Origin of the sequence: Methylocystis sp. JAN1 (assembly GCF_052186135.1) — a bacterium.
Lineage (GTDB): Bacteria > Pseudomonadota > Alphaproteobacteria > Rhizobiales > Beijerinckiaceae > Methylocystis.
In genome coordinates this window covers 438201-449104 of the sequence record NZ_CP181499.1, presented here as the reverse complement: position 1 = coordinate 449104, position 10904 = coordinate 438201, and the positions used below count along the sequence as shown (strand labels likewise).

Genomic DNA, 10904 nt, shown 5'->3' with positions numbered 1-10904 from the left:
CCGCCTATTTGCCGATGCAGAAATGTGAGAACACGGCGTCGAGGACATCTTCGACATCCACCGCGCCGACGATACGCCCCAGCGCCCGTGCAGCCGAACGTAAGTCCTCCGCGATAAACTCCAAGTCCTTTTCGAAGGCAAGCGCGGAATCCAGCGCCGCGAGGGCGGAGGATACCGCGATCCGATGCCTGTCCCGAATCAGCAGCGCCGACGCTCCGTCTCCGAGCCGCGCTTTCGCACGATCCGCAACCGCCCCCAGCAGGATTTCCAAACCCGAACCGCTCCGCGCGCAGAGCCCGAGCCAGCCCTCAGGCGCCGGGGACAAGTCGCTTTTTGTCGCCACCTTCAGCAACTCGACCGTAGCCGGGGCGGCGGGCGCTTCTTGTCCGCCGGGCGAAAGCCACAGCGCGAGATCCGCGGTGTCGAGCCGCTCCAAAACCCGGTCGACGCCAATTCGCTCGATCTCGTCCGCCGCGTCGCGCAGCCCCGCCGTGTCGACAAAGGTCAGCGGCAGGCCTTCAAGGTCGAGATGCGCCTCGATCATGTCCCGCGTTGTGCCGGGCGTGGCGGAGACGATGGCCATTTCCCGACGCGCGAGTGCGTTCAGCAAGGTGGATTTCCCAGCGTTGGGCCGGCCAAGAATCATGACAAGAAAGCCCTCCCGCATCCGCTCGGAAGCAGGCGCGATCCGGAGCGCCGCCCGCATTTGCTCGCGCGGTTCGTCGAGCAGGGCGCGCAGCCTGGCGTCGTCAAAACGCCCGACATCGCCTTCGTCGCTAAAATCGAGTTCCGCCTCGATCAGGGCCAGCGCGTCGATCAGGGCGAGCCGCCAGCTTTCGACCTTTCGTCGCAGCGCGCCCCCGGCGATCCGAAGCGCCTGGCGGCGCTGCGCCTCCGTCTGGGCGTCGACCAGATCGGCGAGCGCCTCCGCCTGTGAAAGGTCCAGCTTGCCATTGGCGAAACCGCGCCTGGCAAATTCGCCCGGCTCAGCCATACGCAGGCCAAAGCGGCGGGAGAGGGCCGACAGCACACCGTCGATCACGGCCCGGCCGCCGTGGATCTGCAGTTCGGCGTAATCCTCGCCCGTGGCGGAGTGCGGCGCCGGAAAGAACAGCGCCAGCCCCTGATCCAGCGTCTCGCCATTCGAGGGGTCGCGCAGCGTAACGAAATCAGCCCGCCGAGGCGCGGGCAGAGCGCCGGCGAAGGAGGCGAGCGTTTCCCGAACCGCCGGTCCGGAGAGGCGAATCACGGCGATGGCGGCGCGCCCCGCGCCCGTGCCGAGGGCAAAGATGGTTTCCACAGTCAATCCATAAGCGCCTTCTGAAGGGGCGCGCTCGGTCGTTCCGCGGCGCGATCCAGAAGGCGCATCCGATATAGTTGGGGGAAAAGGATGGCCAGCGCGCCGGTGCGAATCGCGGCTTCGGCGCCGCTGATCCTATCGCCGACGCGCGCCATGGATGCAAGTTCCGCGGAAGACGTCCAGCCGCCCGCTAAGCAATCCGCGTGGATTCCGGCGAATTATTTTGCGGTGCACAAAAAAGGACAGGGCATGTCAGGCATCTTTTCGGCCGCGGCGACCACCGGCCCTTTCAAGCCGCAAGGCGGGCGCGCGGGATCCCGACCCGGACATTAGCGATCGGAAGCCTCGCGTCGTCAAACCGCCTGCCCATGAAATTCTATCATGGCGAAAGCGGGAAATGAAAAGCCCCGCGCGCGCGGGGCTTTTCAGAGCGGCGGCGCGAGCATCGACTGGAGCGCGCTCTACGCCTTTAGGATCACTGGCGTCGCCTGCGTTCAGGCCTTTCGGCCCAAACACAGCGCCATCTAGGTGTTCATCGAATCGAAGAAGGCCTGATTGCCCTTCGTCTCGCGCAGCTTGCCGAGCAGGAACTCGATCGCGTCGACCGTGCCCATCGGATTGAGGATGCGGCGCAGGACATACATCTTTTTGAGGATGTCCGGGGCGACGAGCAGATCCTCCTTGCGGGTGCCGGAGCGGGTGATGTCGATCGCCGGAAAGACGCGCTTGTCGGAGACTTTGCGGTCGAGAATGATCTCGCTGTTGCCGGTGCCCTTGAACTCTTCGAAGATGACTTCGTCCATGCGCGAGCCGGTATCGATCAGCGCTGTCGCAATGATGGTCAGCGAGCCGCCTTCCTCGATATTGCGCGCGGCGCCGAAGAAACGCTTCGGGCGTTGCAGGGCGTTGGCGTCGACGCCGCCCGTGAGCACTTTGCCCGAGGAAGGCACGACCGTGTTGTAGGCGCGGCCCAGGCGCGTGATGGAGTCGAGCAGGATCACCACGTCGCGGCGATGCTCGACCAGGCGCTTGGCCTTCTCGATCACCATTTCCGCGACCTGCACGTGACGCACCGCCGGCTCGTCGAAGGTCGAGGACACGACCTCGCCGCGCACTGATCGCTGCATGTCGGTCACTTCTTCCGGGCGCTCGTCGATGAGCAGCACGATGAGATAGCATTCCGGGTGATTGGTCGTAATGGATTGGGCGATGTTCTGCAGGAGAACCGTCTTGCCCGTGCGCGGCGGCGCGACGACCAGCGCGCGCTGGCCCTTGCCGATGGGCGCCACGAGATCGATCACGCGGGACGACAGATCCTTCTTCGTGGGATCGTCGATTTCGAGCTTAAGGCGCTCGTCCGGATAGAGCGGGGTGAGGTTGTCGAAGGGCACCTTGTGGCGCACCTTCTCGGGATCCTCGAAATTGATGGTGTTGACCTTCAGCAGGGCGAAATAGCGTTCGCCTTCCTTCGGGCTGCGGATGATGCCTTCGACCGTATCGCCGGTGCGCAGGCCAAATTTGCGGATCTGGGAAGGCGACACATAGATGTCGTCGGGCCCGGCCAGATAGTTCGCGTCGGGCGAACGCAGGAAGCCGAAACCATCCTGCAGCACCTCCACCACGCCTTCGCCGACGATCTCGACATCGCGCGCCGCGAATTGTTTGAGGATGGCGAAGAGCAGTTCCTGCTTGCGCAGGAGCGAGGCGTTCTCGACCTCGTGCTCCTCCGCGAAAGCAAGCAGTTCCGCCGCGGACTTTTCCTTCAAGTCCTTGAGTTTGATTTCCCGCATGGGGATTTCCTTGGCCGTAAGTTCCAAAGCGATCAGACTTTTCTTAAGGGGAAGGGGCAGGTCGGATGGACCGGGAGTCACGCCGTCGCCAAGCGGACATGCCGGCGAGTCGCGTTGCGACAGGCTGCCTATTGAGGTGAGCGTCCCGTCTCTAAAGCGTTTTTTGTCCAAATGCAAGAGGCGGCGCCATAGCGGCCACGCGGCGACGATCCTTAGAAGGGCTTGACGACCGCCATCGTCACGATCCCGATCATCAGCAGGGTCGGGACCTCGTTCAGATAGCGGTAGAACACATGCGAGCGCCGATTGGCGTCGGCAGCGAACGCCTTGACGAGCACGGCGTCGTAAGAATGCGCGGCCGTCATCGCCAGAACGAGAGCCAGTTTCACGTGAAACCAGCCGTCGCGCCAATGTTCTCCTGCGAAGGCGAGATAGAGTCCCGTCGCCCAGGACACGGTCATGGCGGGGCGCATGATGACGCGCAGCAGCTTCGCCTCCATGATCTTGAAGGTTTCCGACTGCGCCCCGGGGCCGACCTGGGCATGATAGACGAAGAGGCGCGGCAGGTAGAACAGCCCGGCCATCCAGGAGATGATGGCCATGACGTGAAGCGCTTTGATCCAAAGATACATCAGCGGCTCATTTTTCGGCGCGCACGCGCGAGATCAATCGCTCGACATGCTCGATCGGCGTTTGCGGCAGAATGCCGTGGCCGAGGTTGAAGATATGCGGCCGCCCGGCGAACGCCGCGAGGATAGCGTCCACCTCGCGGTCGAGCGCCTCGCCGCCGGCGAGGAGCGCCAGTGGATCGAGATTGCCCTGCAGACAGACCGACGGCGCCGTCTCCGCTACGGCCCATTTGGGGTCCAGCGCCGTATCGAGCCCATAGCCGTCCGCTCCGAGTCGCCGGGTCAGGCCGGGCAGATGGGCGTCGGCGCCGCGCACGAAGGCGATCACCGGGACGCCCGGGCGCTTTTCCTTCAGCGTCGCCACGATCCGCTCAATGGGCTTCGCAGACCAGGCCTCGAACTCGTTCGCCGGCAGAATTCCGGCCCAGGAATCGAAAATCTGCACGGCCTCGACGCCTGCGTCGATCTGCCGCATGAGATAGTCGGCCGAGGCCTCGACGAGCCGGTCGACGAGCTTTTGGAAAGCCGCGCGGCGCTTGAAGGCGAAGAGCCGCGCCGGCGCCTGGTCCGGCGTGCCTTTGCCGGCGATCATGTAGCTTGCGACGGTCCAGGGCGCGCCGCAAAAGCCGATGAACGCCACGTCCGGGGGAAGGGCGGATTTCACCCGGTCGATGGTCTCAAAAACAGGAGACAGCTTTTCGGCGTCGAAAGCGCCGAGCCGGTCGACCGCCTCCGACGTCTCGATCGGATCGAGGCGGGGGCCTTCGCCCGACTCGAAGGAAACCCTCTGCCCCATGGCGTCCGGGATGACGAGAATGTCCGAGAAGAGAATGGCCGCGTCGAAATGGAAGCGGCGGATCGGCTGCAACGTCACTTCGGCCGCCATAGCCGGCGTATAGCAGAAATCGAGAAAGCTCTTCGCCTTCGCGCGCAGCTCTCGATATTCGGGGAGATAGCGCCCCGCCTGGCGCATGAGCCACATGGGCGGGATTTGGTGGGCCGCGCCCCGCAGGGCCGAAATCAGACGTTTTTCGTTCGACAAAACCCAAATTCCTCGCATCGCTCAGCCAAGGCGAGAAAGGTGGTAGCGCGAAAGTCCAAAAAATAAAAATACCTTTAAAAAGAGCTGATTCATCTTTTGTTAACCATTGGGTCGCATTGGTTAACGTTCTATTAACGTTTTGCCCACAGGCGAGCCGGTTCTGAACAGATTCGCAGGCCGCGCCGGACATCCCGGGGATAACGAATGAATCTCTTATTTTTCATGATGTTGCAGAGTCAGTCCATTGTGGAGAACGGGACCTTCCGCTGTGTATGAGTCTTGTGCGGGAGATTCACGGCTCCGCTTTCGACAAGGGCGTCCTTGTGGAAAGCTTTGGCGGGTTATGCCCAGCCGTCGACAGGGCCGCTCGCGCGACCCCGAAATTGTCCCCGCTTTTCCGTGCTTTCCAGCCTGGCCTGTGGATAGAAGCGTGAACGAAAATCCCGTCTTTTCCTTCTGGCGCGCCGAGGCGCCGCTGATTCTCGCCTCGAAAAGCGCCGGCCGACGTCAGGTGCTGGCGCAGGCGGGGCTTCCTTTCGAGTCGCGTCCGGCGGATGTCGACGAGCGCGCGATTGAAGCCGGGCTTGGCGCGGTCGGGCCGGACGCGATCGCGCTCGCCCTGGCCCGGGCGAAAGCGTCCGTCGTTTCGGCCAAAGCGCCGGGCCGGCTCACGCTCGGCGCCGATCAGGTCGCAAGCTGCGAGGGCCGCGTCTTCGGCAAGGCGGAGACGATCGAGAAGGCGGCCGAGCTGTTGCGCTTCCTCTCCGGCCGTTCGCATCGGCTGCATTCGGCCGTCGCGCTGCTTGGCGACGGCGCGGTTCTTTTCGAGACCGTCGCCCACGCGGATTTGACCATGCGGCCGCTGAGCGAGGAATTCATCGCCGCATATCTCAACGAGATGGGCGAGGCGGCGCTCGCCAGCGCCGGCGCCTATCAGGTCGAGGGACTCGGCGCGCAGCTTTTCTCGCAGGTCGTCGGCGACCATTGGACGATCATGGGCCTGCCAATCCTGCCATTGCTCGACGCATTGCGCCGCGAGGGAGCGTTGATCTCGTGAGCGGCAGGATGATCCGCATCGGCCTCACCGGCTCAATCGGCATGGGCAAATCCACGACCGCCGAGATGTTCCGCGAGGCGGGCGTCCCGGTGCTCGATTCGGACCGGATCGTCCATGACCTTTATCGCGGCGCCGCCGTCGCGCCGATCGAGGCCGCCTTTCCCGGCGTGACGGCGGACGGCGCGGTCGACCGCGCCAGACTCGCCGAGCGCGTGCTGGGAAATCCGCAAGCGCTGGAAAAACTGGAGGACATCGTCCATCCGCTGGTCTGGGCGGCGCGCGACGCCTTTTTGAAAGAGCAGGAAGAAAAAGGGGCGCGGATCGTCGTCTATGACGTGCCGCTGCTTTTCGAGACCGGCGCCGACAAGACGGTCGACGCCATCGTCGTCGTCTCGGCGCCGGAAGATGTGCAAAAGGCCCGCGTTCTCGCGCGCCCGGGCATGACGGAAGAGAAATTCGCAGCCATTCTGGCCAAGCAGGTTCCAGACGCCGAAAAGCGCGCTCGCGCGAATTTCGTCGTGCATACGGAGAAGGGGCTCGAGGAAGCGCGCAAGGAAGTCCAGGCGATCCTGGAGGATCTCACGAGAAGGTCGGGAGGCTGAACGCAGCCTCTTTGCGAAGGCCCGGGAGCGTCGTTCTATCCGCGCCCGACGGGCTTGGCTTCATCTTCGATCCGCTTCCCTTTATCCTGGATTGGATGAGTTCGCCGGTTCGCCATTGTTGGATCGTCGGCCTTTTTCTGTCGCTTTTCGATTGGTGGAAGGAAGCATGCGCGAAATCGTCTTCGACACGGAAACCACCGGCCTGGATCCGTCGAAAGGGGACCGCGTCGTCGAAATCGGCGCCGTCGAGATCCTGAATCTCATTCCGACCGGCCGCGTCTTTCACGTCTATATCGATCCTGAGCGCGACGTGCCGGAGGAAGCCTTTCGCGTTCACGGCCTCTCGCGCGAGTTTCTTTCGCAGCATAAAAAGTTTCGCGAGATCGCGCAGGGTTTCGTCGATTTCATCGAGGATTCCCCGATGGTCGCGCATAACGCCGAGTTCGACGTGCGGTTCGTCAACGCCGAATTCGCGATGTTGAACCTGCCGCCGCTCGCGCCGGCGCGCATCGTCGACACGCTCGCCATGGCGCGCCGGCTTCATCCTGGAAGCCCCGCTTCGCTCGACGCGCTCTGCCAGCGCTACGGCGTCGATCTCTCGCGCCGCGACAAGCACGGGGCGCTTCTGGACGCGGGTCTGCTCGCGGAAGTCTATGCGGAATTGCGCGGCGGCCGGCAGGCCGCCTTGTCGCTTGCGACGGTGAGCGTCGCACGCCGCGCCCAGACCGGTGATCTTCTCCGCGCCCGACCCGAGCCGCTGGCGAACCGCCTCACGGCGGGAGAGATCGAGGCGCATCGCGCCTTCGTCGCCGCTCTTTCAAAGACCGTGATCTGGGACAGATACTTGCCTCAGAAAGAAGAAAGCGGAGAGCAATCGCCCTCCGCAGCTTGAATTCGACATTGACGCCAAAGCCCGGTGAAAAGCCGGAACCGCCTTTTCGCTGAATGCGCCCCGCGCTCAGGCGTTCGCCGTTCCCTGCTGGGCGGCTTCGGCGGCCTTCTGCTGATAGAGAGCGACGAAGTCGATCGGGTCGATATAGAGCGGCGGAAAGCCGCCGTCGCGCGTCGCGTCCGCCACGATCTGGCGCACGAAGGGAAACAGGAGGCGCGGGCATTCGATCATGACGATCGGGTGAATCTGGTCCTGGGGAATATTGAGCAGGCGGAAGACCCCGCCATATTCCAGGTCCAGCTTGAACAGGACGTCGGCGCCTTCCCCGGCCTGCGCGTCGAGGGCCAGCGAGACTTCGAAGTCGGTCGTCGCGAGCTGCTTGGCGTTGACATTGACCTGAATGGAAATGTTCGGCGCCTTTTCCTGCGGACCGAGCGAATTCGGAGCGTTGGGGTTCTCGAAAGAGAAATCCTTGAGATACTGAACCAATGCGTTCAGGGCCGGAGCGCCGCCCTGTCCGGCGCCTGCGCCGTTTCCATTCGTGTCAGACATATCGGAATCTCCAGCCATGCCGCCTTGAGGCGAGAAGTGGCGCCCGCCTAACACGTCTCCCGACGCGGAACAAGGCTCAGCGGACCGACGGCGAAGCGCCGTCGGGCTTCTTGCGCTTGCGCTTGGGCCGGCCGCTCGGGGTCAGATGCTTCCATTCGCGGGGATCGAGGTCGATGGTCTGCGGCCCATCGGGCTTTTTCGGGCTTTTTCCGCGATTGCGAATGCGGTTCGTCACTCCGGCGCGCACCGACGGCGATTTCAGCGCAAGGCCCAGCACGTCGGAGGCGAAGCCCGGCAGAATCAGCAGGAAGGAGGCGAAGGCCTGCAACGCGCCGTCGAGCATGGCGCCCTCGGCGCGCAGCCTCCCGCGCTCACGCCAGACGGACAGGAGACGCTTCACGTCGGAAAGGCCCAGCGCCGTCGTGCCGAGGCCGAGGAGAATCGCGACGAGCAGGCCCACCGACCTCAGGACGAAGGCGAACGCCACGATCTCCAGCGTCAGCCACAGGCCAAGCGCAACTGCGATGAGCTTCGTCCTGTCGTTCACGCTTCCCAACTCTCCCGCGCCCGCAAAAGCTTGCGCGTCGGATCGCCTGCGGCGATCCGCGCGGCCCTTGATTCGTGACATGCGAGCCGCGACATGGTAGCCGACATGACAGAATTCCGGGAGAGATCAATGTCGCCGACCGGCGAACCTTTCGACCCGTCGCTCATCGTCTTCGCGGCGCTCGCCATTTTCGTCGTGTGGAAGCTTCGCTCCGTGCTCGGCGTGCGCGTCGACCGGGAGACGCCGCCGCCTGCGCAATTCCAGCCGCGCCGCGCGCCCCTTGGGCCGGCGACCCTGCCGGGCGCGCCGCCGGAGGACGACCTGCCGCCCGTGCGTCATGAAGACCGCTGGAACGGCGTCGCCGAGCAGGGCGCCGCCGCCGAGGGGCTCGACGCCATCGCCGCCGCCGATCCCCGCTTCGACGGGCACGCTTTTCTCGACGGCGCGCGCCGCGCCTATGAGATGATCGTCTCGGCCTTCGCGAAAGGCGACCGCGACACGCTGCGCCCGCTCCTCTCCAAGGAGGTCTTCGACGGCTTCGCGGGGGAGATCGCGCGCCGCGAGGCGGCGGGCGAGACGGTGGAGACCGCGGTCGTCGCCATCGACACGGCGCTGGTCGAATCGGCCCGCGCCGCGCCGCGCCTCAACGAGATCGCCGTGCGCTTCGCCGTGCGGCTGATGAATGTCCGCAAGGACAAGGCCGGCGAGATCATAGAGGGCGGGAGCACCGCGCCCGTCGAGGAACTCTGGACTTTCGCGCGCGATCCCCGCGCCGCGGATCCGAACTGGAAGCTCACCGCCACGCGTCCCGCCTGAGCCCGTGCGGAGGCAGGCGGATATCGAGCCGATCCCCTTCGGGGCGATCGCCGGCTTCGATGCGGACGATCTCGACGCCGCCTTTTCCGCCTTCAGGCGCTCCGCTGCGCATCTCGTTTCCGGCGCCGGCGAACAGCGCGCCGCCCGTCGGCCGTCTCCCGGCCTGACCGCGGCCGCCCGCGCCGCGCTTTCCGGGGACATTGACGGGCACGCGTTTTTCCGCCGCCGGTTTCAGCCTTGGCGCCTGCGCAAAAAAGGCTTCGTCACCGCTTATTACGAACCCGAAGTCGAGGCGCGCCTTGCGCCGGAGCCCGGTTTCGGGACGCCGGCGCTCTCCCGTCCGCCCGATCTCGTCACGCTCAACGATTCGCCGCTGTCGGCCGCCACGGGCGAGACATTGACCAGCGCCCGGCGCCTGCCGGACGGGGCGTTGACCTCCTATCCGACCCGCCGGGCGATCGAGGAGGAAGGCGCGGCGACAGGTTCCGTCCCCATCGCTTATCTCAGCGACCCTGTGGAGCTTTTCCTCATGCAGGTGCAGGGGTCCGCCCGCCTGCGCCTGCCCGATGGAAAGACAGCCGCCCTCACCTATGACGGCCGCAATGGCTGGCCCTACACGTCGATCGGCCGCCTGATGATCGAGCGGGGTCTCGCGCCGGAAAGCGAGATGTCGCTCGAAAAGCTGAAGGCGACGCTGCGCAAAATGGGAGTCGGGCCCGATCAGCCAGGCCGAAGGCTGATGCAGGAAAACCGATCTTATGTATTCTTCAGCTTGGACGATTCAGACGACCGGCGGCTCGGGCCCATCGGCGGCGAGGGGGTGGCGCTCACGCCGCTGCGCTCCATCGCCGTCGACCGGTCGATCTGGAGTTACGGCTTGCCTTTCTGGATCGCGACGCGCGTTCCGTGGGTGAGCGAGGCGGAGACGGGGTTCGAGCGGTTGATGATCGCGCAGGATACGGGGTCGGCGATAGTGGGAGAGGCGCGCGCGGACCTCTTTTTCGGCGCGGGCGCGCGGGCTGGCTCGCTCGCGGGCCGCGTGCGGCATATCGCGGATTTCATTGTCTTTCTGCCAAGGGAGGAGGCCGCGCCGTGACGGAGGACAAGCGCCGTTATTCGCTGCGCCGGCTGACGCGCGCCGAAGCCGAGCTCTGGATGAAGGTCACGGCCAGCGTGAGCCCTTTCCGCGCCCGGCCGGCGCCGATCGTCGAATCGCCGTCCCCGCCGGCTTTGAACGCCGTTGCGGAGCCTTTGAGCGAATCGCGCCCAGCGCCCGTCCCTCATCGCGACCGCCCCGCGCCGCCGAAGCTCCCGACGCCGCTCGTCGGGATCGACCATCGCACCCGCGTGAAGATCAAACGCGGGCGCCTCGACATCGGGGCGAAGCTCGATCTTCACGGCATGCGGCAGGACGAGGCGCAGCGCGTCCTGAACGTCTTCCTGCGCCGCGCGCAGGCGGACGGCGCCAAAGTCGCCATCGTCGTCACGGGCAAGGGCCTGTCGCGCGAGGAAGGCGGCGTGCTGCGCCGTGTCGTGCCCATGTGGCTGCAGGCGCCGAATCTGCGCGACGTGGTGGTGGGCTTCGGAGAAGCCGCGCGCCATCACGGCGGCGAAGGCGCGCTCTATGTGCAGATCCGCCGGGCGGATCGGCATCGGGGAGCGTGAGCGGCGCGAGCC

General features: G+C 65.3%; 12 protein-coding genes. 6 read left to right on the top strand and 6 right to left on the bottom strand.

The window, feature by feature from the left end; translation table 11 throughout:
• Positions 1-4: 4 nt before the first annotated feature.
• The 4 genes from mnmE to hemE form a co-directional block, all read right to left on the bottom strand.
• Positions 5-1306, bottom strand: a complete 1302-nt coding sequence (mnmE, locus tag ACNHKD_RS02115; RefSeq protein ID WP_442755483.1) for a tRNA uridine-5-carboxymethylaminomethyl(34) synthesis GTPase MnmE — start codon at positions 1304-1306, stop codon at positions 5-7.
• A gap of 518 nt (positions 1307-1824) precedes the next feature.
• Positions 1825-3090, bottom strand: a complete 1266-nt coding sequence (gene rho / locus ACNHKD_RS02110) for a transcription termination factor Rho (RefSeq protein WP_442755482.1) — start codon at positions 3088-3090, stop codon at positions 1825-1827.
• Between the two features lie 212 nt (positions 3091-3302).
• Positions 3303-3722, bottom strand: coding sequence for a protoporphyrinogen oxidase HemJ (hemJ, locus tag ACNHKD_RS02105; protein WP_442755481.1), 420 nt, complete (start codon positions 3720-3722; stop codon positions 3303-3305).
• Between the two features lie 7 nt (positions 3723-3729).
• A complete protein-coding gene (gene hemE / locus ACNHKD_RS02100; RefSeq protein WP_442755480.1) occupies positions 3730-4761 on the bottom strand; it encodes a uroporphyrinogen decarboxylase in 1032 nt (343 codons plus the stop codon).
• A gap of 430 nt (positions 4762-5191) precedes the next feature.
• Between hemE and ACNHKD_RS02095 the strand changes: the two genes are divergently transcribed.
• The 3 genes from ACNHKD_RS02095 (at position 5192) to dnaQ (ending at position 7312) form a co-directional block, all read left to right on the top strand.
• Positions 5192-5818: a Maf family protein gene (locus tag ACNHKD_RS02095; protein WP_442755479.1), complete on the top strand. Its 627-nt coding sequence runs from the start codon at positions 5192-5194 to the stop codon at positions 5816-5818.
• Between the two features lie 8 nt (positions 5819-5826).
• Positions 5827-6420: a dephospho-CoA kinase gene (gene coaE / locus ACNHKD_RS02090; RefSeq protein ID WP_442756814.1), complete on the top strand. Its 594-nt coding sequence runs from the start codon at positions 5827-5829 to the stop codon at positions 6418-6420.
• Between the two features lie 166 nt (positions 6421-6586).
• Complete coding sequence (gene dnaQ, locus ACNHKD_RS02085) at positions 6587-7312, top strand: DNA polymerase III subunit epsilon (RefSeq protein WP_442755478.1); 726 nt, start codon at positions 6587-6589, stop codon at positions 7310-7312.
• 66 nt (positions 7313-7378) lie between these two features.
• Here dnaQ and secB read toward each other — a convergent pair whose 3' ends face one another.
• Both secB and ACNHKD_RS02075 read right to left on the bottom strand, forming a co-directional pair.
• Complete coding sequence (secB, locus tag ACNHKD_RS02080; RefSeq protein WP_442755477.1) at positions 7379-7864, bottom strand: protein-export chaperone SecB; 486 nt, start codon at positions 7862-7864, stop codon at positions 7379-7381.
• A 76-nt stretch (positions 7865-7940) separates the two neighbouring features.
• Entirely contained in the window at positions 7941-8411 is a 471-nt protein-coding gene (locus ACNHKD_RS02075) for an FxsA family protein (RefSeq protein WP_442755476.1), read from the bottom strand.
• 129 nt (positions 8412-8540) lie between these two features.
• Here ACNHKD_RS02075 and ACNHKD_RS02070 point away from each other — a divergent pair, with 129 nt between their 5' ends.
• Genes ACNHKD_RS02070 through ACNHKD_RS02060 form a run of 3 tightly spaced genes read left to right on the top strand, consistent with a single transcriptional unit; the run spans position 8541 to position 10892 of the window.
• Positions 8541-9227 (top strand): Tim44/TimA family putative adaptor protein, encoded by a 687-nt coding sequence (locus ACNHKD_RS02070; RefSeq protein ID WP_442755475.1) that lies wholly within the window; start codon positions 8541-8543, stop codon positions 9225-9227.
• 4 nt (positions 9228-9231) lie between these two features.
• The gene (gene mltA, locus ACNHKD_RS02065; protein ID WP_442755474.1) at positions 9232-10323 is read left to right on the top strand and encodes a murein transglycosylase A; all 1092 of its coding nucleotides are present in this window, start codon (positions 9232-9234) and stop codon (positions 10321-10323) included.
• Complete coding sequence (locus ACNHKD_RS02060; RefSeq protein WP_442755473.1) at positions 10320-10892, top strand: Smr/MutS family protein; 573 nt, start codon at positions 10320-10322, stop codon at positions 10890-10892. Before mltA ends, ACNHKD_RS02060 begins: the two co-directional genes overlap by 4 nt.
• Positions 10893-10904: the final 12 nt, after the last annotated feature.